The 24,952-nt window shown below is 42.2% G+C and carries 21 protein-coding genes; 8 read left to right on the forward strand and 13 right to left on the reverse strand.

What is annotated here, in order from left to right:
* The first annotated feature begins 62 nt into the window (after positions 1 to 62).
* The 3 genes from DBR43_RS04495 (at position 63) to DBR43_RS04505 (ending at position 1,844) form a co-directional block, all read left to right on the forward strand.
* A complete protein-coding gene (locus DBR43_RS04495) occupies positions 63 to 611 on the forward strand; it encodes a hypothetical protein (RefSeq protein ID WP_124578303.1) in 549 nt (182 codons plus the stop codon).
* Between the two features lie 274 nt (positions 612 to 885).
* Positions 886 to 1,359: a hypothetical protein gene (locus tag DBR43_RS04500; RefSeq protein ID WP_124578305.1), complete on the forward strand. Its 474-nt coding sequence runs from the start codon at positions 886 to 888 to the stop codon at positions 1,357 to 1,359.
* A gap of 2 nt (positions 1,360 to 1,361) precedes the next feature.
* Entirely contained in the window at positions 1,362 to 1,844 is a 483-nt protein-coding gene (locus DBR43_RS04505) for a hypothetical protein (protein ID WP_124578307.1), read from the forward strand.
* A 2-nt stretch (positions 1,845 to 1,846) separates the two neighbouring features.
* On the opposite strand, the gene DBR43_RS04510 is transcribed toward DBR43_RS04505, so the two are convergent.
* The 9 genes from DBR43_RS04510 to DBR43_RS04550 form a co-directional block, all read right to left on the reverse strand.
* Positions 1,847 to 3,340 (reverse strand): PAS domain-containing sensor histidine kinase, encoded by a 1,494-nt coding sequence (locus tag DBR43_RS04510; protein WP_124578309.1) that lies wholly within the window; start codon positions 3,338 to 3,340, stop codon positions 1,847 to 1,849.
* Positions 3,341 to 3,681: 341 nt separating this feature from the next.
* Positions 3,682 to 4,704 (reverse strand): DUF4302 domain-containing protein, encoded by a 1,023-nt coding sequence (locus tag DBR43_RS04515; RefSeq protein ID WP_124578311.1) that lies wholly within the window; start codon positions 4,702 to 4,704, stop codon positions 3,682 to 3,684.
* Between the two features lie 21 nt (positions 4,705 to 4,725).
* On the reverse strand, positions 4,726 to 5,586 hold the full coding sequence (locus tag DBR43_RS04520) for a substrate import-associated zinc metallohydrolase lipoprotein (RefSeq protein ID WP_124578313.1): 861 nt from the start codon (positions 5,584 to 5,586) through the stop codon (positions 4,726 to 4,728).
* 1 nt (position 5,587) lies between these two features.
* Positions 5,588 to 7,024: a RagB/SusD family nutrient uptake outer membrane protein gene (locus tag DBR43_RS04525; RefSeq protein WP_124578315.1), complete on the reverse strand. Its 1,437-nt coding sequence runs from the start codon at positions 7,022 to 7,024 to the stop codon at positions 5,588 to 5,590.
* A 10-nt stretch (positions 7,025 to 7,034) separates the two neighbouring features.
* Positions 7,035 to 10,589 carry a SusC/RagA family TonB-linked outer membrane protein gene (locus DBR43_RS04530; protein WP_158622425.1) on the reverse strand — a complete coding sequence of 1,185 codons (3,555 nt, stop codon included), beginning with the start codon at positions 10,587 to 10,589 and terminating at the stop codon, positions 7,035 to 7,037.
* Between the two features lie 178 nt (positions 10,590 to 10,767).
* A complete protein-coding gene (locus DBR43_RS04535; protein ID WP_124578318.1) occupies positions 10,768 to 11,901 on the reverse strand; it encodes a FecR family protein in 1,134 nt (377 codons plus the stop codon).
* A 110-nt stretch (positions 11,902 to 12,011) separates the two neighbouring features.
* A complete protein-coding gene (locus tag DBR43_RS04540; RefSeq protein ID WP_124578320.1) occupies positions 12,012 to 12,599 on the reverse strand; it encodes an RNA polymerase sigma-70 factor in 588 nt (195 codons plus the stop codon).
* A 171-nt stretch (positions 12,600 to 12,770) separates the two neighbouring features.
* Positions 12,771 to 13,403, reverse strand: coding sequence for a LysE family translocator (locus tag DBR43_RS04545; RefSeq protein ID WP_124578322.1), 633 nt, complete (start codon positions 13,401 to 13,403; stop codon positions 12,771 to 12,773).
* A gap of 84 nt (positions 13,404 to 13,487) precedes the next feature.
* Entirely contained in the window at positions 13,488 to 13,934 is a 447-nt protein-coding gene (locus DBR43_RS04550) for a DUF1569 domain-containing protein (RefSeq protein ID WP_124578325.1), read from the reverse strand.
* A gap of 317 nt (positions 13,935 to 14,251) precedes the next feature.
* On the opposite strand from DBR43_RS04550, the gene DBR43_RS04555 reads away from it, so the two are divergent.
* Positions 14,252 to 15,217, forward strand: a complete 966-nt coding sequence (locus DBR43_RS04555) for a hypothetical protein (RefSeq protein WP_124578327.1) — start codon at positions 14,252 to 14,254, stop codon at positions 15,215 to 15,217.
* 147 nt (positions 15,218 to 15,364) lie between these two features.
* Here DBR43_RS04555 and DBR43_RS04560 read toward each other — a convergent pair whose 3' ends face one another.
* The 4 genes from DBR43_RS04560 to DBR43_RS04575 all read right to left on the reverse strand — a co-directional run bounded on the left by DBR43_RS04560 (position 15,365) and on the right by DBR43_RS04575 (position 18,879).
* Entirely contained in the window at positions 15,365 to 16,018 is a 654-nt protein-coding gene (locus tag DBR43_RS04560; protein ID WP_124578329.1) for a class I SAM-dependent methyltransferase, read from the reverse strand.
* A 200-nt stretch (positions 16,019 to 16,218) separates the two neighbouring features.
* Positions 16,219 to 17,076, reverse strand: coding sequence for a helix-turn-helix domain-containing protein (locus DBR43_RS04565; RefSeq protein ID WP_124578331.1), 858 nt, complete (start codon positions 17,074 to 17,076; stop codon positions 16,219 to 16,221).
* An 88-nt stretch (positions 17,077 to 17,164) separates the two neighbouring features.
* Complete coding sequence (locus DBR43_RS04570) at positions 17,165 to 18,238, reverse strand: NAD(P)-dependent alcohol dehydrogenase (protein ID WP_124578333.1); 1,074 nt, start codon at positions 18,236 to 18,238, stop codon at positions 17,165 to 17,167.
* 89 nt (positions 18,239 to 18,327) lie between these two features.
* Positions 18,328 to 18,879, reverse strand: a complete 552-nt coding sequence (locus DBR43_RS04575) for a helix-turn-helix domain-containing protein (protein WP_124578335.1) — start codon at positions 18,877 to 18,879, stop codon at positions 18,328 to 18,330.
* A 305-nt stretch (positions 18,880 to 19,184) separates the two neighbouring features.
* On the opposite strand from DBR43_RS04575, the gene DBR43_RS04580 reads away from it, so the two are divergent.
* The 4 genes from DBR43_RS04580 (at position 19,185) to DBR43_RS04595 (ending at position 24,918) form a co-directional block, all read left to right on the forward strand.
* Positions 19,185 to 19,685 carry an RNA polymerase sigma-70 factor gene (locus DBR43_RS04580; protein ID WP_124578337.1) on the forward strand — a complete coding sequence of 167 codons (501 nt, stop codon included), beginning with the start codon at positions 19,185 to 19,187 and terminating at the stop codon, positions 19,683 to 19,685.
* Positions 19,686 to 19,793: 108 nt separating this feature from the next.
* Positions 19,794 to 20,777 carry a FecR family protein gene (locus DBR43_RS04585; protein ID WP_124578339.1) on the forward strand — a complete coding sequence of 328 codons (984 nt, stop codon included), beginning with the start codon at positions 19,794 to 19,796 and terminating at the stop codon, positions 20,775 to 20,777.
* A gap of 71 nt (positions 20,778 to 20,848) precedes the next feature.
* Entirely contained in the window at positions 20,849 to 23,416 is a 2,568-nt protein-coding gene (locus DBR43_RS04590) for a TonB-dependent receptor plug domain-containing protein (RefSeq protein WP_124578341.1), read from the forward strand.
* 20 nt (positions 23,417 to 23,436) lie between these two features.
* Positions 23,437 to 24,918, forward strand: a complete 1,482-nt coding sequence (locus DBR43_RS04595) for a hypothetical protein (RefSeq protein ID WP_124578343.1) — start codon at positions 23,437 to 23,439, stop codon at positions 24,916 to 24,918.
* Positions 24,919 to 24,952: the final 34 nt, after the last annotated feature.

Here is a 24,952-nt window from a genome sequence, read left to right on the forward strand (position 1 = left end):
ATTATACCATTAAGGATGGTCACCTTCCTCTATTGATAACAAGGAAGCAAATAAGCTCTTTTATGGCAACAACAGCATTATCCAAAACAAGACTTAAATTAACAATTGATATTTACCATTACGCTATTATGAAAAACACGCTGATCCTTTTGTGTCTTTTCCTGCTTACCGCCTGTAAGAAGGACAAACAGGACGCAAATTTTAATGTCCAGGCCAATATCGATATTGCGGTTTTTGATCCCTCAGGAAATGATCATCTTAAAAAGATCGGAGAAGAAAGCATTTCGAAGATCAGGTTATATTACCTTATAGATGGAAAAAAGGTATTGTTTAACCGTTCAAATCTTGATGCACCTTATGGATTCTTAACCTTTAAACCTGAAAAAGAAGGAGATCGTTACTGGTTAAGGTTATTTTTGTACAATACGGAGAAAAATGGTTCAGCGGTAAAATCAACTACTTACCTGCGTTGGGAAGACGGCAGGGAGGATGAAATTATCGCCGAATTTAACAACAGGTCGAATTCCAGGGTACTTGTAAAATTCTGGTACAACAAAAAGGAGATCAACCGCACAGAAAACCAGCGCTATTTTCAGATCACATCTGAATAAGAAACAGACAATTGATGACCAGCAAATAAAAGCTTTTTATAAATTCCCATACAGAGCCGGTATTCACCATTATTCATAAGGGAGAATAAAAATCATTTTTATTAACCAACAACTTAACTTGTTAACAGGTATTCATAAATACCTGTCCATTAAGGGCAACCTTTGGCATTAATTTTGTCATTACAGATCTTTTCTTTGATAGAAAGGAATATATTTTAACAATCATATATTTTATTATTCTAAAATTTAATCTTAAACGTTTAACCATTTCCCTATGAACAATTACAAATACTTTGAACAAGAAGGCAACAAATATCACCTGAAGACACAATTCGTTTTTATCGGATTTATTGGCGGGCTGTTCTTACTCGGCGGACTTGCATTGATTTTCACTAAAGGAATGACAGACAAAGCGAACATGTGGATCGGCATAGGTATGGCGGTATTAGGAGCCTTGTCCTTACTTCGCCTTACGGCAAAAACAACCATAGACATGCAGTCTAACCAGATCCTCATGAAAAAGAACTTTTTCTCTTCTGAAGTGGCCTATAGCTTAGACAATTTTGAAACCTTTCTTGTTTCCCGGACAGTTTCGCTATTTGGCCTGACGATGAATGGTGCAGGAAGTATGGTACTCAACATCAACGGCAAAGAAAAAATCCTGTTGCTGAACCATTCCGTTTTCACAATAAAACCATTAAACAATATGGTTAATGAAGCGTTGCATATCATGAAAATTGAGGACTAATTATGGCGCTCTATAATTTAGAATATTCGGGCAACAGGATGAGCTTCCAACCCAACCTGAGTATATATACTAAAATAAAGGCATTCTTATTCGCTATTGTCCTCTGCTTTGCGGTTGTCCCCTTCTTACCGATCGGGTTCGATGTAAAGCGGATCGTTTACCTGATTGGGGCAGGTTTATGCGGCTATGTGGTATATGATTTTGTCTTCATAGCCCGGGTTACCATGATTTTCGACAAAAACACCCGCAAGGTGTCTAAGAAAATACCAGGCATCTACACCAAAACATTGATGGACTTTGATGAATTAAGATTGGTCAATGATACCAGTTATGGGACATTGATGTATACGATTGGTGCAAAAAACACCCGTTTTGTAAAAAACTATCCGATTAGTGATAATTTTTCAGACAACAAAAAAGGCATCAAAAAGCAGGAGGAATTTGAAGTAACGATTCTGGAGCCTTTACTGGAATTCATCAAATAAGTTTAGTCCTGTGAATGAAGCGGCAGCTGAAAAGAAAAGGTTGAGCCATTCCCAGGACTGCTCTCCACCCAGATTTTCCCCTGATGGCGATCAATAATTTCTTTGCTGATGTACAATCCAATTCCCAAGCCTGATGCATTGCCGTTAGGCTTTTTTATTTGATAGAACCTGGAAAAGATATGTTCCTGCTCCGGCAGGTCTATTCCCGGTCCGAAGTCCTGCACAGACAGTTGCAGGTGCTCCTGAACATTCAGCACCCCGATCTTCATTTTATTTGTGTTGGGCGCGTATTTGATGGCATTGGAAACGAGGTTAATGATCACCTGTTCCAGGCGTTGTTTATCTGCATATACGTTTAGTATTCCGGCCGGATGATTCAGGTTGATCTCATGACCGGGATGGTTCTGCTGCATTACTTCGATCACTTCTTTTAATAAGTCGTTAAAATCAAAACTGGTAAAGGTATAGGCTAATTTCCCGGTCTGGATCTTCGTCACGTCCAACAGATCGGAGATCAGGGAAATCAATTTTGCAACCTGATTTCTGGCCTTCAAAACCAGCTCTTTATCTTTATCTTCTAGCTTGAGTGAACGCTGTACCAGTTGCAGGAAAGCATCGATACTCGTTACCGGTGTTTTCAATTCATGGCTGGCCATCCCAATGAATTCGTCTTTTCGGGAGTTCATGGTCTGAATGTCATCGTATAACTTTTGCAGCTGCGCTTCTGATTGCTTCTGGATACTGATGTCGCGCGCAATTTTAGAAGCTCCGATAATCCGCCCCTTTTGGTCCCTTATTGGGGATACCGTCAGGGAAATCGGCACAGAGGCCCCATTTTTTGTGATGCGAACGGTTTCAAAATGTTCGACGGTCTTATTGTTACGAACGCGGTCAATAATCAGGTTTTCTTCATCGAGGCGATCTTTAGGTATCAGTAGAGAGATGTGCCGCCCCAGAACTTCCTTTTCTGTATAACCGAATAGCTTCTCTGCGCCCTGGTTCCAACTGGTTATTAAACCATCCAGCCCTTTGCTCACAATCGCATCTTCAGAGCATTCAATGATTGCCGCCAGCATGGCCTGTTTCTTCTCCCCTTGTCGCTGTTCTGTAATGTCCAGCAGTGTATTTACAGCACCCCGCAATACGCCTGATTCGTCAAACAAGGGAACCGGGTTTGGCAATACATTTTTCATCGTTCCATCGGGACATTGAATCATGATCTCTTCCTCTATCACAGGCATCCCTTCTTTCAGGGTACGGGCCATAGGACAGGTATCCGGTGCCATCGGGGTTCCATCCGGCCAGAAAATCTTCCAGGAACCGCACCAAAGATCTTTCCCCAGTTCAGGCTCCCTCCCCCATAAATTTGCGGCAGCTTTATTGTAAAAAGTCAGATATCCCAAATGATCACACACATATACCGCCACAGGCATACAATCAAATAATTCAACAGGCAACAATCCTGAACTTGGGTTAGCGGGAATTTTCGTTATCATTTGTCTGATCCGGTCTCATTAGGTTATCCTAAGAACAAGTTAAACAGTTTTTTTCTGAAAACGTTTAATCAGCGGGAAATTATGGAGGTTCGCAAACAAAAAAACAGGCTTTCTATGTAAGAATCAGACTTGTACAGACTACCAGAAGCCTGTATAACATAGCAAAAGGGGCTGAACTTCGTGATTAAAGTTCAGCCCCTCAGTTTTACCGGTCTTCGATTTTGATAACTTCCTTTATAAAAGATAAATCAAAGCGTGCTTGTTATCATAACAGAGGCCACTAAAACAAAAGGAATAATCAACAAAAATAATGGCACTCATTATTTTCATTACCCCAGGGTTTAATTGAAATTCTTATATTCTCCGGTGATGTATTCTTTTCCTGTTTTATCGTAGGAAGCTACTTTAATGGTCACATTCGTACCGTTTCTAATCACCTCATTGATGACGAAATACGGCGTTTTAATGCTTTTAACGAATTTGGCATTACTGGTCGAAGAACTCGCATTTCCGCTAAAAGGAAGGTAACACAGGGCATTGTAGCCCTGTCTTGCCACTGGAGTATCTTCATAAACGGTCTGAATGGTTCCGGTGTTGCTGTAATTCACAGGATTAAAGAAAATATAAAACTTATCGAATACATTTGCAGAAGCATTGTTATAAAAAGGATCTACTGCCTGCCAGGCCGCAAGGTTACTGTCAAAACTATTCCTAAAACTGAAACCCAGATTTACCTTTTTAGAAGTTGGAATATAATTAAGGGTTAAAATGCCATTTACATTGTTTAGACCTACTTTTGCTTCAGCAGTTTTCATGTCCAGTAAGGTCACATCATCGGCCCATTTCCAGCTGTCCGGTCTTTTAAACAAGGTATAAACCTGTCCCCCTTCCTGTTTATATGCTTCACCACTTTTCAAACATTGGATTTTAATCGCGTCAGAACTAACTGCCAACACTTTAAAGACATAATCGGTCACATCTCCGTAGCTTCGATCCATCCGCATCAAGGAGGAAACGATCGAACCGCCCGAAAAATTAAGCAAAATTCCAGAGACTCCTTTATTGATTAAATAGGTAGATTTATTGTTCGGCGTTGTACCATAAACGCTTTTCATTTTCACCATATTTTTAGTGGTATCAAATTGCATTACCACCGGAATACAGGCGGTATCTGCCAGGGTGCTTTTGACCATCATCACCCAACCGTTCGGCGATTTACCCAAGACTTGTTTCAAATCTGTTTCCATTTGTTTTTCTGTACCCACCAATTCTTCCACTGTAGTGGTGATGTTGTCTTTTTCGCAGGAAGCAAAAAGCAAAAGCAACAAAGACAGGAAACCTGATATTTTTAGTATATTTTTCATATCTATAAAGATTTATAATGATTAATTTTTGTAGATAAGGTCATAGATAACGCTCTGTAGCTTATGCAGGTCCATACCTTTATCCAAATAGAACTTAGTGATCAGGTTATATTTTCTTTTCAGCTTTTCGTTTGAATTGATCAGTGTCAGCACATCATTCTTTGGAAACCTGGTCAGGTGTTCTACTGTAGTCGCAAAATCCTCTTCAGGTGCAAACCCACCATATTTTCTAAAAAACCCATCAGCCACTGCCTGAGCTTCCGTTTTAGTGTTCCATGCTTCTTTATAATAAGTACCTACGGAAATCCGGTCAAAAATCTCTCCTCTTCCATACTTAACATCCTGGTTATGCGCGTGCTCATGCCATAAAATTACAACGTGATCATGAACAGCTGCTTTATTGGACAAGTCAAGGTTATTGATTCCTCCCATCCCCAGCCTATAGAATTGCCCGTTAAAACCTGCACCTGCTGCTATCGCCGTATTGGTTGGATGCCCATGGTAAAAGCCTCCCATGAGGATAAATTCTATAGGCGTTTCCTTTTTAAAATAATCAGGGAAGTTTTTCTTCAATGGCTCCAGCCACAATGTTTTCATGACCTTTCTGGTATAGGCTAAAGCCTTATCATAAGCAGGAGGATAATAGAAGTCGTTGGGCCTGATCATCTGAGGCGTATATTCATACACAATTTTCACCCCGTAATCCCGGTAAAGTGTATCACACAAAGAATCCAGGGCATTCCATTTTTCCTTTGGTTTATTCGTGATCGCAAAATAATCCAGGTTTTCCTTTTCCAGGCTCACTTTTTCTTCTTTGCTGCAGGATACGAAGGCGCTCATGCCTGCTAAAATCAGTAAAGTATATATAAATAACTTTTTCATCTTATCTGGGATTTAATTGATTTTCTAAAACCGGATTTCCAACCCTTGCATTCACCGGGATTTGCAATGCAGATCGTTTATCATTTGGGAGCAAAGTAGCATCGATCACACTGGAATTCTGATCCATCTTATGTGCTACACTGAGCCCAAGACGTTTAATGTCATACCATCTTAATCCTTCGGTCAGGAATTCAACACGACGCTCTTTATACACCTCTGTAAGCAACTCAGCATTGCTCATGGCACCAGTATTTAATGCGGTGTAATTTATCAGTCTTACTTTTCTAAGTTCTTCCAGATCAAGGACTGCATTGGCAGGATTTGGTGCAGTTCCCCTGAGGTTGCCTTCTGCCCGGTTGAGCAATACTTCTTCCATATTAAAATACACATACCTCGAAGTCTGCCAGCCTGTATTATTTTTAATGATAAATGTGGCATTATCAATCACAGTACCTGCATTTGAGGCAATGCTTCTTCTGTAATCGTTGTTTGCAATTTGGGTCAACACCTCCGGTGCCAGATAAAATCCGCCCCAGTTGTTACCAAAAGGATGATGTACATATTCGGACTGTACCGCCATGATGATGTTTGGATGCGCCGAGGGATCATTAAACTGCTGTGCAAAGAATTCCCAACCTGATTTCAGCAATACATCGTAATCCGTTTTAAGGGTTCTCAATACCCTTCCTTTCTGTCCGATTGCTTTATCTGCATAAAGCACCGTTTTAGCAAAATCGCTTTTGTATAAGTTCAGTCTCGTCGCAAATGCATAGGCCGCTCCCAGAGAGAAACGATAAGGATTTGTCGGAACAACTGCAGGGTTTTTCTCGTAAATTTCAATTGCCTTATACAAATCTGCTTCTACCTGATCATAGACTTCTTTCACTGTTGATCTGGAGTAAGAGGGCCTGTTTTCCTTATTCACTTCCAGAATCAGCGGCACAGCCAAATCAGTACCAGAGGTGGCCGGGTTATAATGCATGCCAAAGAGGTTGGTCAATATGAAATAACAATACGATCTTACCAATAACGCTTCGGCCAGGACTGCATCTTTTTCCGCTGTTCCTCCCTGGCTGCTCAGTACCCCATCTATGACCAAATTGGCCATATAAATCTTGTTGTAGAAATGGCTGTAAGCCGTTGCCGGAGAAGTATAGCCCAGGGTATGCTGATAATCGTCCTTAAACATATAAATCGGGATGTATAAAGGTTTCCATGCATCCTGCATCAGGTTTGGTACAAGCTTAAAGTTATCCGTCAGGACCTCATTGAACAGGTCGAACCGTGTAGGGTATGACTTTTTAACTACCCCTGCATAATCTTCAATATTTTTGAGCTCCAGTCTGTTATCGAATGGCTCATTCAGAAACTTTTTACAAGAGCTGAGTGTAGCGGTACATATCAAAAATATGAAGACACTAAATAAATATTTTTTCATAGTTATATAATTAAAAACCAACGCTTAAACGGAATGAATAGGTTCTGGGATTCGGTAAATTCACCCCGGTGATATAGGTATCAGGATCGACACCTCTTAGCCTTTTACTTCCCCAAAACGCAATATTGTTAGCAGACACGGAGAAACGGGCACTTTTCAAAGCAGGCATTCCTGCCAGCATTTTCGGACTTAACCGATAGCTCAGCATCAGTTCACTTAGCCTGAAATGACTCGCATCCACCACACGTTCTGTGCTTCTGTTATAAGCCAGGTCATCTATGGCAAAAAATGTAGAAATATAACTCTGCTGAACTGTAGTCAATAATCCGGGAATATTCGTCTGAGCTTCATTTCCAGGTGTTCTCCACATGTAATTTAAATCAGCACTCTTAGAACTATTGTCATCATACCCCAGTCTGGCAATCGGATCCTTGAAAACTTTATGGCCTAAAGCATAGGTTACAAAAGCCCTGAACTCTAACTGCTTGTAGGAGAAATTTGTAGAGAAGGAGCCCGTTGTTGTCGGGGTCCGGGATCCCACATACTGGATCAGGGACCGGTCTCTTTCAGAAGGTAAAATGTCTTTGACTACTTTATCCCCTTTGAGGAAAGTAGGCCTTCCCAATTCATTCAAACCTGCAAATCTAAACGCATAAAGTCCTTCTAACGGATAGCCATTAAGCCCATATCCGTTGGGTCTGGTAATCGTGGTTAAATTGATAGAGGCCAGCTCACCATCAACAATTTTATTCTTTACATAACCAAAGATCAGGTTAAATCCCCATCTGAAATCCTTGCTTTTTAATACGTTCACGATGCCAACGGTTACATCGATTCCTCTATTCTTCATGCTCGCCCAGTTGATCTGCTTGGTCGTAAATCCTTCTTCCAGGGAGGTATTAAAGCCTGTAATTAAATCTTTGTTATTTCTGTTATAGACCTCGATAGAGCCCATTACATTGTTATCAAACAAACCAAAATCCAACCCTAAATTGGTCACATAATCACGTTCCCAGTTCAGGTTAAACAACTCAGGAGAAAGCACGTTTACCCCGATATCATTATTTTGAGTATCATAGCGAACCAAGTTCGAATAATTGGCATTTAACATTGGTGAGGTCTGGAAGGTATTTCCACGCAATCCATAACTGGTTCTGAACTTCAGGGCGCTTACCGTTTTACTGATGCCACTGTTTTTGAAGAAGCCTTCCTGATCTATATTCCAGGAAAATCCAAAGGAATAGTTTGGTAAAAACTTGGTCCGTACATTTCTCCCGAAGATATTACTGCCATCCAAACGTCCGGCCACTTCCAGGTTGTATCTGGAATCGAAACTATATTGATGGGCCATATACATCCCCACCACATTTTCGCGGTTAAATCCTTCCACATGCAGCAATTCATTTTCATTCACTGCCCTGATATAAGCCAGCCTTGAGGGAGAGGTTGTTCCTCCGCCATATTGCAGGAATCCGTAAGCTTTGTTGTATTCATTGTTCGTCTCATCAGAACGAACCTCCATCCCGACCATTGAATTCAGGAAATGTTTCTTCCAGCTGTTGTTGTAGGTCAGCTGATTTCTGACATTATAAAACTGACTCGTGGAGTTGTTTGTGGTCCTGATTCCTCCAACCGGCAAAATGGTTGCCTTTATTGCATTCGGATCATTTGGATCCAGGTATAATAAATCATTTGCCTGCCTTAAGCTATTGTTATAATCCACACGGTAAGCATTCGCAAGGTTCGACCTTTCCGTCGCCGTTTGGGTCCTGTTATTTATCGTAGCACGGATAGACCCTGTAAATTCATACGTAAGATGCGGGGTAATTTTGACCGTTGGCTTCACCATTAAACGAAATTCCTGAGCCTTTAAGTCCGCAAAGTTCTCCTGCAGTTCTTTCACAATATTAAATGGTGCAAGGTTATTTAAGTAAAATTTAAGGCTTCCATCTTCATTGTAAGGATACATTGCCCTACTGGTAGAGGTGGCATAAGAACCGGGATTGATCTCAAACTTCCTGGTCAGATCTCCATAAGTCGTTGTTGCATTCTGAGTTCCCGGCGTATTCTGATCTCTGCGTACATAATTGGCATTGATATCAATACTGAGGGCTTTATTGATATTTAAGATCTGTCTGAAATCCGTGGTATACCTTGTGTTTTTGAAACCCATAGACTGACCATTATCATGCACATAACTTCCCGAGATGTAATAAGTGCTCTTTTCGCTTCCTCCGGAGAAAGATAAATTATGTTCCTGCACCAGGTTATTTCTGAACAATACATCAAACCAGTTGGTATTGATGGTTGCCGACTTATCCAATTCCCGGTAAGATTCTGCCAAAGTTGTTTCTCTCAGCCCATACCTTCTGAAGGCCTCCGTTAAAGAACCCGTTCTTGCCGGCCAGTTGGCATTTGAAAAGTAACCTGCATCATAAAGACGTTTGTATAAATTCATCTCTTCCGCAGAGTTCATCAGGTTATAATTATTGATATCAGGCTTAAGGCCAACATTAAAGGCACTGTTATAGTTAACGCTCATCCTTCCTGCCTGCCCTTTTTTGGTGGTGATAGAAACCACTCCATTTGCAGCACGTGTTCCATATAATGAGGTTGCAGCACCATCTTTTAAGATCGAGATGTCTTCAATATCCTGTGCATTTAATCCGGCGATAGCAGATCCCAGTAATGCCGCCGCATCACCGGAGTACAGCTGACTGGCGCTAATATTGGAGGGAGAAGAAATTGGAATTCCGTTTAACACATACAAGGGCTCCTGATTGGCAGAAATAGAGGCATTTCCACGGATCCTGATCTTCGGGGAAGTTCCAAAAGTTCCCGATACGTTCTGAACTGAAACCCCTGCCGCAGCACCCTGCAGCATTCTCGAAACGTCGATATAGCCCGTCCTGTCGAACACCTGTTTATCGATCTGTACTACAGAGCCTGTAAATTTTCTTTTATCGATCTTCTGGAAACCGGTAATAACGATTTCGTCCAGTTTCTGATCATTGGCCTGTAATACCACTTTCATGGCATTATTGCTGGCAGGCAGTTCCCGCGACATATAGCCCACGTAACTGAACACCAGGGTTACGTTTTCCTGTGCAACTTTAAGGCTAAAATCTCCATTGCCATCCGTGATCGCGTAGTTTTTGGTTCCCTTTTCCGTTACGGTAGCACCGGGCAGAGGAAGCCCCTTATCATCCGTGATCCGTCCTTTTACAATGATGACCGCCAGCTCAGTGCTTACTTTTAACGCTGCAGACTCTTCTTTCGGGAGAATGAAAACTGTTTTATTTTTGATGACATAAGTCAGCTTCCTTGCAGACAGCAGCCGGCCAAGTGCAACTTCCAGCGGCACATTGACGAGGTTCACATCCAGACGGCTTTCAGCATTGACTTTTTCAGGCTGCCACATCACATCGTAGCTGGTTTGTTTTCTGATTTCGGAGAAGACCTCTTTTAGGGTAATGTTCCCCTTTTTGAGGGTTAAATTCTGAGAAAATCCCGCTGCGCTGACCTGCATTATAACGGCCACTGTGAGTATGAAGACTAATCGCATAACTAGCAGAATTTTAGGGACGTACTTTCTCCGTACGTCCAATTTGGTCATAGAAATTTTATACATTTGTTTGGTTTTGGTTATCAGTTGATATTAGAGCAAATTATATTGGTATGGTACCAGAATCCGGTCAGTGGTGTTAGCGCACTGCTGACCTTCGTTCTTCATCCAGGAGTAATTATTTGGTCACGATGATCCTCCTTTCTTCCAGGATAAACCGGACTTCTTTACTTAATTCTAAAATTTCCAGGATTTTCGAAACATTGGAATACCGGGATACTGTTCCGCTAAAGCTGAGCTTTTCGAGCCGCGGATCTTTGTAAACGATTTCGACATCATACCACCTTGATATGTTGCGCATAATGCTGCGTAAATCCTTTTTATCAAACCTGAAATAACCCTCCTTCCAGGAGATGGCCTCTTCCACATCAACCTGTTTCAGCAATAAAGAGCCGGATTCAAGGTAACTGGATTGTTCGCCTGGCTTAAGGACAGTATGCTTGTTTATTTTTACAGAGCCTTCCAGCAAAGTTGTTTTGATGCTGTGCTCATCGGCATAGGCATTCACATTGAAATGTGTCCCAAGAACTTCTATTTCCTGTGCTCCGCTACTCACGACAAAAGTATGGCTCTGATCTTTCTTTACTTCAAAATACCCCTCCCCCGTCAATTCCACTCTTCTTTGTGCAAGCCCTGAAAATGAGGATGGAAATTTTAAAGAAGAAGCGGCATTTAACCAGACACTCGTTCCATCGGGCAACAATAACCGGTATTGCTCCCCATTGGCCGTAGATAAGGTATTCATTTCTGTAGAAGAACCAGCCTGCTGGTCCCTGATTTCATAGATCAGCTGCCCCTCGGCGGTTTTCGTGATGACCACCCCGGATTCCTTTGCGAGTTCTCCGTTTACTGCATTGGAAAGCAATATCTTTTTCCCGTTGGCTAAAGTTAAAGTTGCCGTATTCTTCCCGGGAGCTATGTCCTTTACCTGAGCAGCGATCAATTGGTCAGTTTGCCCGGATTTCCTGATATTGAGGTATAAAAAGGTGCTGAGGCCGATTACAATTGCTGCCGCAGCAGCAATTCTGGGCCATTTCCAATGTTTAACACGTGGTTCGGAATGAAGTTGCTCCAGGGCTAAAATTTCATGAAGTCCTTTCTCCTTTTTTGCCAGCAGGTCCTGAGGATAATCCAGTTCCGTATTTTGATGTGCGTTTTGAGTATACCAGGATTCGAGCATTCCTGTTTCTTCCGGACTTGCATTTCCAGCCAGGTATTTATCTATCAGTCGTTGTACGTCTTTATCCGTCATGTTAAAAGCCAATAAGGGTTTTATAACACTATGGAACTTCAGGAAGACCTATAGGGGACAAGAATAAAAAAAATATTTATTTATTTCTCCGGCGCAAGGATTTGGAAGGATTAATGGAGCAAATACAACAGAATATAAAGTAAGGAATAAGGATCCTCAACCTTTACCCTCAGTACTTTCAGGGCCCTTTTCACCTGTTCCCGAACTGTGCTTTCAGAGATTGCCAGCTGCATGGCAATTTCTTTGTGAGACAGATGTTCTTTTCGGCTGAGGTTAAATATCTCCCGCATTCGCGGAGGCATCCTGTCGATTTCGGATTCAATGGTCCGCATCAATTCTTTATAACGCAGGGCTTCATCTACATGGTAGTTACCTTCTTCGATAAACGCAGCGATGTCTTTAAAGTAGTTTGCTTTTATCTTATGATGACGGATGAGGTTGAAGACTTTATTACGGACAGAAGTATACAAATAAGATGAAATCGTGCTGTTAAAGTCAAGCGTAGGCGCATGTTGCCAAACCCAGGTAAAAACTTCCTGAACCACATCCCCTGCGAGATCCTCGTCTTTTACCATTCGCTGAACGTGAAGAAACAGCAATGGCCAGTAACGGTTGTAGATTTCGGTGAAAGCAGCGTGGTCACCTGCCTTTACCATCACGACAAGCTCGTCATCAATTCGTGTGCTGTATGCTCCCATCTAGTTGTATCCCAGACTGCAACATACAGAAATTTTACATTAAAATAAAGATCATTTAACAGAAATACGTTGATTTCCGCATTTCTATCGGTTCAGAAAAATTCAGATCAGTTGAATCAGTCCATTTACATCAGAAGAAAACAACCGTTTAAAATCTTGTTCAATCAGTTCTTATTTTTTCGATAAGGCTACTTTTAATCCAAGAAGAATAAACACAACTCCAGTAGTTTTATTCATTATCGCCTCTGCTTTTTTATGTCTATTAAAAAAAACAGCCACTTTACCTCCCAATAAGGCGAGTATGATACACCAAACCAGGGTGAAAAAAAAGATAATGGAGCCGAGCAATAAATAAGGCATTGGATGATTAATTGCCGAAGGATTGATAAACTGCGGTAAAAAAGCCAAAAAGAAAATGGCAATCTTTGGATTTAAAACATCGCTTAAAAATGCAGTAAACAACATTTTACCATTTCCGGCCGGTTTTGCCTCTGCAGAGGTCATTTCAGTTTGAGACGTTTTGGCAGTGAGGGATTTATATCCGATATAGATCAGATAGGCAGCACCCAGGTATTTAATCAGGCTGTAAGCAAATGCAGATTTTGCAAGTATTACGGATAGTCCAAAGGTAGCCGCGCAGGTATGTACCAGCAGGCCTAAACTCACTCCGATTGCAGAATACAAACCTGCAGTTTTGCCCTGAGAAATGCTTCTCGTTAATACCATGATCGTGTCTATTCCAGGAGTGATGACCACTATAATTGCTGCCAGAATAAAAGCAGGAAGATTCTCTATACCATACATAATGATTCGCTTTTAAGCTAAAATAGCATTTTCATTGCGAATAAAGAAACTACAACATGAAAGCTAAAAAAATAAACCTTCCTGTTAACTGTTAAATTGTCGAAGGTGGTGATCCGTATGTTTATACACCAATATCCCAACTTGCTCTTTTGTTAATTTTCCGAAAAATGAATGTTCAATATCAGTACATGCGGTATTGGGATACTCTTCCAGCAAAGCAACCCATTTTGTTCTCTCTGCAGTTACATCTCCATGAGCGGCTTTTACTTTAAGTTCAGGAAGTGTGGGTACGTTGCGTTTGATCAGGCTTTCGTCCTGTGTAAATTCTTTCAAGGCCATTTTACCAAACAAACGACCTATGAATGCGCGTTTATACCTATTCTTCCCCAGCATCATTTCTTCATAGACGGTACAATGTTTCAGCATCTGATAGATGTTCATTTTCCCCCAACTGGAAGTACTGTTTTCGTTCAGGGTATTGATCCGTTCAATCAAACCCGCCCTCGTTGTGCTGTCAAATATCGATTTCATCTTTTCTACGTTTATAGCTAAAAGTTCACTGAACACCAGCCCATAGCTGCATCTATCAGGCATTAAACAAATGTATGGTCAATCTCCCGAACTTAAGAGGTGCAAGATTGCCATTTACAGGTGTTGTTCAGGACAATCATTTACAAACCATTTCAGAATGGCCATGGGTAATTTTACGAGCTCAGCTGGCAATTTCCTTATCAGACGGGCTTTTTCTTTGAAATAAAATGCTTTTATTTATCTTCGAATTGAATTTATAAGATATTCGGCAGCTGCCATAGCATAAGATCTATATGACTAAAGTCAAAATTTCAGGAATGGTGATAATTGCTATGGCAAGCTTGACGGTTGCCTGCACATCACCTGATCAAACACCGAAAGAAGCTGTAAAGAAAGCTTCACTGACTGCTGACACACTCAAATCTGCAATTAAAACAGATAGCCTGACTGCCAAACAGCTGACGCTGGATCAGTTGATCGCCTTATTTCAAAAAAAACCTTCTTTCCCCGTACTTGATTCGATTGAAAATGCCATACAAATACAACTTCCGGGGCTTGCTATAGAACAGCGGTATAAATTATTAGACCAATGGCAAAAAGTATTTAGCCCGAACATCAACCGTCTGGATCCGGGGCAAACGAAGCTGCTCCCCCTTTTTGACCAGTTGGAGGTCAGCTGGATTGATGGAGAAAGTGCCAATAACCGCAGGAAAAGAGTGGAAACGAAATTCCAGAAAGGCTTGTCTCCGGAACAAAAAACACTTTTTCAGCAACTCCTCAACCACCACATTGAAATCAAGCATGAAGAAGAAACAGGCGCCATTTTCCACCTTAGCCCCAGTTACTGGAAATCGTTATTTGCCTCAAATCTACTGAAGGACGACCGTAAGTTCTGGGACCAGACCGCCCTGGAAAATGACCCTGTAATTGATTATGATGCCGGTTTAGCGATAGATAGGGTAACGCTTGGCGACTGGGCCTTTTACTGGGAGCAGTTCTTAAAGCAATATCCAAAGAGCCATTATAAAAAGGAAGCACAACGGAACTATCAGAGCTACCTGAGCCATCTGTTGGTTGGCCTGGAAAACACCCCTACTACAGAAGACAATTCCAATAAGGTCTTAGCGGAAGTAGCGCAGGATTTTGATAAGATCAGCAAACGTCATCCCGGCAGTGATGTTGCCCTTTCAATTCTCGCTTTTAGAAAGACATTAGCGGCATCTCCTGAAAAAATCGACCTCTATAACCTGAGTAAGTCGTCAATTATAACTGCAACTAAATAATGATCAGGACCCTTCGCCAATTCTTCAGCTACTGATTGCCATGAGCAACTAACAGGATCAAAACCATCATCTCATCGCCCAGCTTTTTTCATGATAGCATGCTACACATTTTTCCAGGAAAAAAAATAGTCCTCAAACAACAGCAGATCAACTGACCTTAAGGTCCTCACGTTTTATACCTACAAATCTTACTACAGCACCTTTCCCATTGTGATACTTTCCCTCATTTAAGAGGATTTCCTCTTCGCACAGCATTAAGAGGTCGTAGTTTTCAAAGTCAGCTATGATTTCTTCCTTAGAAAGCAGCATATCGAGTTCCGCAGGGCCGCCAACTTTAGGGTCAAGCGCCTTTAATTTCAGGTGTTCCTTGCAGAAGGCTTCCAGGATAATGAGCCCGCCAGGTTTGAGGTATTCGTTTAATTTCTGATGAAATAAAGATTTCTGATCCGCAGCAAAATGGGCATAGATCAGGCCAATGGCATCAAATGAGGCCGGTTCAAACGTTAACTGGTCCAGATCTCCAACGATATAAGAAATGGCAACGCCTTCCGCAGTGGCGAGTTGTAATGCCTTTGACTGCCCTTCCACACTCAGGTCAAAGGAGGTCACCTCCCATCCAAGTGCTGCAGCGAAAACGCCATTCCGTCCTTCACCATCGGCCGGCATCAATACCGATCCGGGTTTAAATTTCTCAATCCATTCTTTAAAAAATAGATTTGGCCCTTTTCCGTAGGCATATTCTTCCTCTTTATAGCGCTCGTCCCACCTATTTTTATATTCCTCATTCCAGGATTTATTCATGTCTGTTCGTTTTAAATGTTTAATAATAATTTTATAGTTTGTTATTCCCCGGCATTGTTTTGCCCGGGGCTCATCCTGTCCTAAGCTCAAACTGCCGTCAAACCTTGTCGGACATAAATCTTCCGGCTTTTGTGCTTATTCAACAAAAGTAAGATCAGCACTGTGCTGAAGCGTAGGACAAAAATTCAGTTGTATAGGATTTATCTAAAGTTTTGCCTGAAGGCCTCCGGAGAATGTCCTGTATACTTTTTGAAGAACCTGATAAAATAGGAAACATCTTCGTAGCCCAAACTGTAAGCAATCTGATTGACCTGATTCGATGTTGCCAAAAGGTGTCTTTTGGCTTCCAGTATCAGGTATTCATTGATCAGCTCCGAACAGGTTTTCCCCAATGTTGTCTTCGCGATTGCATTCAGCTGATAGGTAGAAAGGTTCAACATCTGCGCATATTCCGCTACTTGCTTATGACTAAAAACATGACGCTCTAAAAGCGACAGGAACTTTTCCAGACCCTCCTGATTATAAAGGCTCACCTGATCAGCAGGATTGTGCTGCTGTGCCCTGAGCAACTCGATAAAGAAGATTCCCATATTTGCTTTAATCACCTCCTGATAGCACTCCTGCTTATCGGTATACTCCTCAAAAACAGCAAGCAGCACCCGCATCAGCTTCGGAAACTGATCCGCATTCAGCCCGTAATGGTTCAGCTGACTTAACTTCCGCAGCAGCTGGCCGGCATGCTGATCATGAGGCAAATAGAATTCATCTCTGAAATGGATCAGATACCCTGTGCTACCCGCATTTAGCTCAATCTGATGTACCTGACCGGGCCGCATAAAGAAAACAGTATGGTCAGTAATGGGGTAAGACCTGAAATCTATTTCATGCTGTCCTTTCCCATTTTCTATCACCAGAATATAGAAGAAATCATGCCTGTGAAGCTCCTGCAGCATGTCTTTTCCGTCAAGTAAATCAACAATCTTCCGGATCCCGAAGTTTCCAAAAAGATCTGGTTCTGCCTGTGTGCTACTGAGATGTCTGATCGGGATTCTTTCCATTTAAATCATTGTGCTGAAATAGCGGATATAGCGCTTAAGCTAATGTTTAGCCAAATGTAACGACATTTGGCTAAACATTTCAGCGGAATTAATTCTTTGCTTTCAGCGATGCCATATCGATCACAAAGCGGTATTTCACCTCTCCTTTTAACAAACGCTCATAAGCATCGTTCACGTCATCCACACCGATCAGCTCAATGTCGGAAACAATATTGTGTTCCGAGCAGAAGTCCAGCATTTCCTGTGTTTCTGCAATACCGCCGATCATTGATCCGGCAAAGCTTCTTCTTCCTAAGATCAGGCTAAAAGAAGTCACAGGAAGTGGTTCCATTGGGGCACCAACCAATGCCAGGGCGCCATCAACTTTGAGCAGGTTAAGGTAAGCGTCCATATCGTGTTGCGCAGATACACAATCTAAAATAAAATGCAGGCTTTTCGAGTACCTGGCCATTTGTTCCGGGTCGGTGGACAAAACAACTTCGTCCGCACCCAGACGTTTTGCATCTTCCTGTTTAGACAATGAAGTGGTGAAAACCACCACATGAGCACCCATCGCTTTCGCGATTTTAATCCCCATATGTCCAAGACCACCGATACCTACAATTCCTACTTTTTTCCCAGGGCCAACGTTCCAGTGCCTTAACGGCGAATAGGTCGTGATCCCCGCACAAAGTAAGGGTGCTGTTGCGGCAAGGTCCAGGTTTTCCGGTACCCGTAAAACATAGTTTTCATCTACCACTACACTTTCGGCGTATCCGCCAAAGGTTTGTCCGCCAAGATGTTTGTCAGCTGAGTTAAAGGTTAAGGTACTTCCCGGTTCACAAAATTGCTCCAGACCTTCCCTGCAATATTCACATTCCCTGCAGGAATCTACCATACAACCTACTGCCGCCAGGTCCCCTATTTTAAACCTGGTTACATGTGGCCCTACATTTGTAACCCTTCCCACTATCTCATGGCCGGGAACTATGGGATAAATGGTATTGTGCCATTCATTTTTTGCAGAATGTAAATCTGAGTGACAGATGCCGCAAAACAGGATTTCAATCTCCACATCATGTGCAGTGACAGTTCTACGTTGTATGTTCAGTACTTTTAGAGAATCAGTGGCCGCAGCCGCGCCAAAGGCTTTGATATTATTTACTGTGCTATTTCCGTTCATGATCTTTTTATTTTGATCCCACAAAGGTCTGCGGAAAGCAGGCCGTTCACAAATAGATTTCAAACAGAAAAGTAAGAATTTCAAACAATTTAAGCACGAAGTGATTTGGGAATTGTCCCGGTGATCCTTTTAAAGAAATTATTGAAATAGGTGGGATATTCAAAACCGAGCGCATATCCGATGTCTGCGATGCTCCAGTCTGTATGGATCAGCAGGGCTTTTGCTTCGCTGATCACCCTTTCAGAAACATGGGTAGTCGTGGATTTCCCAGTCACTTCTTTCACTGATCTGTTGAGGTGATTCACATGTACCGCCAATCCATTGGCATAATCCTGCGCTGTTCTTAAGCCCAGAGGTTGCTTCGGACTTTCTATTGGAAACTGTCGTTCCAGCAATTCAAGAAATAGGGAGGTGATGCGGGCCGAGGCATTTTTATGCTTAAAGAAATTCTCCGTCGGCTGCATTTTTAATGCTTCATGGATCAGACTCCTTCCGGTATTGATACAGATTTTATAAAAATCCCTTCTGTTATAAGTCGGCACCGCACTAACGCCGGTCCCCACTTCATATACTTTAAAGCCTTTTAGTTTCAGTTCGCCCGCATTACAATCAGCTGTCCCGGAAGAGATCTTCTTATCCATAACACAAAGTTAAGAAAATCAAACGCAAATGCCGGTCATCAGGAAGACAAGACTTCCATACAAACCCTCCATTTGCAATTGGTTAAGCCGGAAACAGGCAATCCGGGGTTATTGTCTGTAGCATATAAAATTCCTATAGGTTGAACAGAGAAATCAACAACGAATTTTATTAGCGTAATAAATGATCTTATCGAAGATTTTACAAAACAATTTGCTTTTTGTTGTTTTATTTAGAATGATTATAAACAAAGATCCTATCTTTGAACCGGTACAATATAGTCAGGCGCACAACTCAAAAAGGGAACATGGATCACAGCAGTTTTGAAAACACATATAATTTGTATTGGGAGGAATTGTATGGTTATTGTCTTCATCATTGTAAAGACAATTATCGGGCTGAGGAAATTGTACAGGATGTGTTTTTATCACTTTGGGAGCGGCAGCATCAGCTTTTGATGGAGGGCAGCATCAAGTCCTACCTGTATAAGGCAGTCAAAAACAAAGTATTTGACTTTTACCGGGAGCAGGCAAAAAAGAACACCTTGCTCGCCGAACTGCGGTTAAAACTCTGTGATGATACCTGTCTCACCGAAAATGAGGTGTACTTCAACGATCTGAACTCAAACCTGGGTAAGGCCATAGACAGCCTTCCATGTCGCTGCCGTGAAGTGTACCAGCTCAGCCGGGAAGGCGGACTGAACAATAAAGAAATTGCCATTCAGCTCTCCATATCTGAAAAAACAGTTGAACAGCACATGACCAAAGCATTACGTTCTATTCGAAAAAAAATAGATTCACACGCTTAAGCATAAAAATAAAACAACTGATTTACAGATAATTAAATAAAACTTCATTTTTAAACTAAGGGTAAAGCAGCGATTTTACGATTAAGGTATGTATAAAGCAAAAAAACAATGCAGATCAGCCCACAACTACTTGAAAAATATCATCTGGACCTATGTACGCCACATGAGAAAGAAGTAGTAATGGCCTGGCTTGACAATGATGATGTATTGGGTGACTTTGAAAAAGACAGCCCGCTGCATCAGTCAAAAGGACAAGCCAATACCAATATGCGTCGTTTTCTGGCCGAAAAAACCGGTGTAGACCTTTCCGCTGCCAGGTCTTATGACCACAAAAAACAAGTGTTCCCTACCCTGCGAATTGCAGCCACCGCTTTATTGTTTGGTCTTTTTGCAGGCATCTGGTTTCATTACCAGTCTTCTGCCAAACCAAAGCTTTCTGCGATGAAAGACATCAGGATCCCTTTTGGAAAGAAAGGCAAGGTTACCCTTTCTGATGGCACCGATATCTATTTAAATTCAGGTACGGTATTGTCTTATCCGGAAAGATTTGACGACAGTACCCGTCAGGTTATCCTCACCGGTGAAGCTTTTTTTAAGGTAGCACCTGATGCCAGACATCCTTTCATTGTAAAAAGCAGTCACCATACACAGGTAAGCGTACTTGGGACTGCATTTAATATCCGTGCCTATGGCAACGAAAATCAGGTAGAAGTAAGTGTAGAAGAAGGAAAGGTAAAATTCCTCAATGCAGCCATGCAGTCGGAGCACCTGTTACTCAGTGCCGGTCAGTCTGCAAGTTATTCCGTACAAACCGGAAAGATGAAACGCAGCTCTGTTGAAACAACTGCAGTTACCTCTTCCTGGAAAAACAATCAATTGAGTTTTCAGGGAGAAAGGATGAAAGATGTAGTGAAAAAGCTGGAACGATGGTACAACATAAAGATAAAAATTGACCATGAACAGTTGCCGGGAATGAGGTATTCAGGCAGTTATTCCAACCCGGAACTCTATCAGTTGCTAAAGAGCATGGGTTTTGTAATGGGATTTAAATATAAGGTAAACGAAACAGACACACTAATCACGATATATTAAGGATAAAAAAAGCCACGGTGCTCGTCGCTAAACATCACCGTGGCGAAATGAAACACAGTTAAATCATAAATATGAATCATTTTGACAAATGTAGGAAATCTACATTGGTTAGGGAATGTACTGTCCAAAAAATAATTGGACAGTCCTTCAGACTAACGCTTTGCCTGGCTTTATTCCTGCTGGGCAGTTTATCTCTTTTCTCTCAGCAATCGGCCTTGCTGGAGCAAAAAATCAGTATAAAAACAGGCAGAATCAGTAAGGCAAAAGCGCTTGCTGAACTTGGCCGCAATGCGAATTGTACTTTTTCTTATGCCAATGACCTCATTCAAAGTGAAGCCCTGGTCCAACTGGATTATAAAAATACAGCACTCAAAACCATTCTTAAAAAATTGCTTGGCGTTGGGCCGGATCTGCTCCAGGTTCAGGGCAATACCATACACATCAAGGCTGTAAAACCAGCCCGGGTTAAAGCGAAAGTCCTGGTTAAGAAAGACTCCGCAAGCCTGTCCGGCAACTTCGACCTCAACCCGGTAGTCATCACCGGTCAGTACCGTCCTCAGGCACTGAACAAGTCCATATATCGTGTTGAAGTGATTGGCAAGGCACAAATCCGGAATATGGCAGTAAGTAATGTTGCGGAGCTGCTCAAGCAGCAATTGAACATTGAGATTGAAAATCAATCGGGAATGGGCCGCTCCAAGATCAGGGTCCTCGGACTGAACAGCCAATATACCAAAATCCTGATGGACAATATCCCCATTGCCGGCGACGAGAATATGGGTAGCGATGTCGACCTGAGTACCATCAGTCTTGACGACGTAGAAAGGGTGGAAATCATCAAAGGTGCCATGGGCGTAGAATACGGGGCAAACAGCGTTGCCGGAGTCATCAATATCATTACGAAGAAAAATTCAGAACAAAAGACAGACCTCAGCCTCGAAATTCAGGAAGAGAGCATCAGAAATGAATACAACCTCCAGACTTCTGATAAAGCCAAGGGCAGGCATATCCAGAGAATCAGCGCGAGTCATAATTTAACCGGGCAGCTGTCTTTTGGAGGATCAGTTTCCAGAGATCAGTTCAACGGATACTGGGGAAGCTATACCGGGGCTGGTATCAGCAAAGAAATCACCGAAAAAAGAGGCTATGAATGGTCGCCCAAAACCTCCTGGAACGGCAATGTATACCTTTCTTATACCCGCAAAAATTTCTCGGCCTTTTATAAGTTCAATTATTTCAGTTCCGACCTCACCAATTACGGGCATTTTGCAAATGGCTTTTTATTAAAAGATGAACAGATCTACGTCAATGCCTCAGTAAATAATGATTATCACAATGAACGCTATAATCATCACCTGAACCTCCGGGGTGATTTCTGGAAAGATGCTTATTATAGCCTGGATGCTTCCTATCAGAAAAACGGACTGGAACACCGCAGGCAAGCCATCAACCTGCAGGACAACTCCGTAATCGATAAAGCCAATGGCATTCCCGGAAGCGAGAAACTCCAGGCCACCGACTGGCAGAAATATTATCAGTCTGCCGGCTTTTATGCCAAAGGCACTTTTCTAAAACCCATCCTCCATAAAAAACTCGATTTTAATGCTGGTTTTGAAATGGACCACACCAAAGGCAACCAGGGTTACACCAATTTCTTCAACGACGTATCCCTGAGCAGCCCTATTGAGAACACCCTTTTTACCGGTTCCGGTTATACCTCATTTGAGTGGAATGTTTCACCTAAAGTCATGATTCGTCCCGGTTTCAGGTTCAATTACAGCAATAAGCTCAAAATGAGAACCAACCAGTCGGTAACAACGAGGTACAGGCTAAACGAGCAGAACGATGTCAGACTGATCATAGGTACCTCTACCCGCTTCCCCAATTACGAGGAATTGTACTCCTGGTTTGTCAACAGCATCCATGATTACCGGGGCAATCCGAATTTAAAGCCTGAATATGGCAAGTCTGCCGAGTTTCAATGGTCATTCAAAAAGAAATTACCCGGGGCCATTCACCTGGAGACCAATCTGAGTTCCATGTTCCAGCACATTACCGACCGGATCGTCAATACCGTTTACCGGGTTGAGGGAGAAAATACACTGACAGGCAGAAATACCTATGCCAATGAGAACAAATACTATGGTTTACTCAACCAGGTAGACCTTAACCTCGTCTCAGATCAGTTTCATTTTTCCCTGGGCGCTTCTTTACATGGCTATAAAGGAAATGATGGTGCTTCAGTCGATGCCTACAAAAAGTTCTTATGGAATACCCAGATCAACGCGCAGCTCAGCTATGTGCTTCCGGCAGGCATCAGAACAGCACTTTTTTTCAGACATGTGGGCAGACAGCCGCTATACGAGATCGTGTCGACCGGCAGGGGTTCCGACCTTCAGCCTACCGGATTTATAACGATCCTGAATAAAACAGATGCCTATCAAAACCTGGATTTCAGCCTGGCAAAATCCTTCCTGAACAAAAAGGTGGACCTGCGACTGGGTGTCAAAAACCTCTTTGACGTGACCGATATCAAATACAAGTCCGTCAACAAACCAGACAACATTTACTATACCCTCAGAACGCTAAGGCTTTATTACGGCCGGAGTTACTTCCTGAGACTTTCCTACAAAATTTAAAAAACAAAAAATTAAACATCATGAAACAGCAACATTTATTTTCCATATTTCTCCTCTGTATCACCCTTCTTTTTGCCTGTAAAAAGGACAAAAGCACTGAAGAGCGCATTGACTACAATACCCTTACCGAAAAGAGGATCATTGAAGTCTCAGAGCAGGAAATCATTAAAGACGAAGACCTTCCTCCACTGGAACGCCTTCTTGAAAAAGTAACGCAGAAGGAAACAAAAGACAAATTGACCCTGTTACTGGCTGATGTAAAACAAGTCAAAGAGATCCTTCCGGCTATGGTACAGCTGCGTACCAATCCTGAGATTGATTTCGAGGGAAAATATAAAGAAATTCAGGCATTGCTGAATCAGATCAGTAACGGGTTGCCACGGAAGGCGAGATTGCAAAAGGACCTGGAAGATGCCAAGGGCTCCTACAACACAGAGGAAGTGGAGTTTGATAATACCAAAATACCAGGATCAGAACCCTTTGTAGATTACATCACCAAATTCCTTGAAAAGACTTACAAAATCAAACCCATTGCCGGCAAACCAAACCGTTTCCTTCGTTCAGACATTGAAAAAGTAGACAGCCTGGCATCTCCGATGACCCTATTGAACAACATCAAAAAATTCAAAGGTTTGAAATACCTTTCCGTTGCCATTGTCCAGGGCCCTGCAGATTTTAACAGCCTGATCCATCTGGAGACCGTTAAAATAGGCTGCGACCAGGAAGTCAAAATCGATCAGCTTCAAAAACTAAAACACCTGGAAATTTCCCAAAGCAGTCAGGTGAGCTGGGACTTCAGCGGCAAAACCCCGCTACTGGAAAGCCTGACCATAGGCGAAGGCCTTTCCAATAAAATCACTACCCTGCTCCTGCCAAATCAGAAAAATCTGAAATCACTGCATATCGGGACTTATTTAAATCCGCCAAAAAAATTGACCAGACTGGTCGTTACCGGCAATGGGAATACATCTGTGTCCGGACTACTTTTTGAATCAGAGCTGGAGGAGCTCAGACTCTCGGGCATCACCGGGATGCTGGGCATAAACGGCAACAGACCCAACAATGCTCCGCTGAAGATTAAAAACTTTGAGCTAACCGCTTCCCCAAATATAGAGCGATTGGATATCGGAGGACTTGATTTACCAAAGGCACCAGACCTTAGTCAGTTCACAAAACTAAAAATCATCACCATCCGCCCTATTTCTATCAGTTCAAAAGAGCTCGAACTCAATGAATTACTGAGCCTGATGAACCTGAAAAATCAGCAGCCTTCCCTGGAACAATTCAGTGCTGATTTTATCCGGATTTCAAATGGCAGCTTAGACCTGGGGAAATTCAGTAAGCTGAAAACAGTGACCATCTCTTCAAATACACAGGCACCATTGCGCAAGCTCATCCTGAACAGGGCCATCTCCAAAATGGTAGATCCCGGCGATGGCAGCTGTGACGACTGCGGGGGCATTTACCTGGATGGAAATGCAGAAATTATATTCACCGACTAAATAAGAAACACAAGGATAGCATCAATATAAATCA

The organism is Pedobacter sp. KBW06 (genome assembly GCF_003852525.1).
Taxonomy (GTDB): domain Bacteria; phylum Bacteroidota; class Bacteroidia; order Sphingobacteriales; family Sphingobacteriaceae; genus Pedobacter.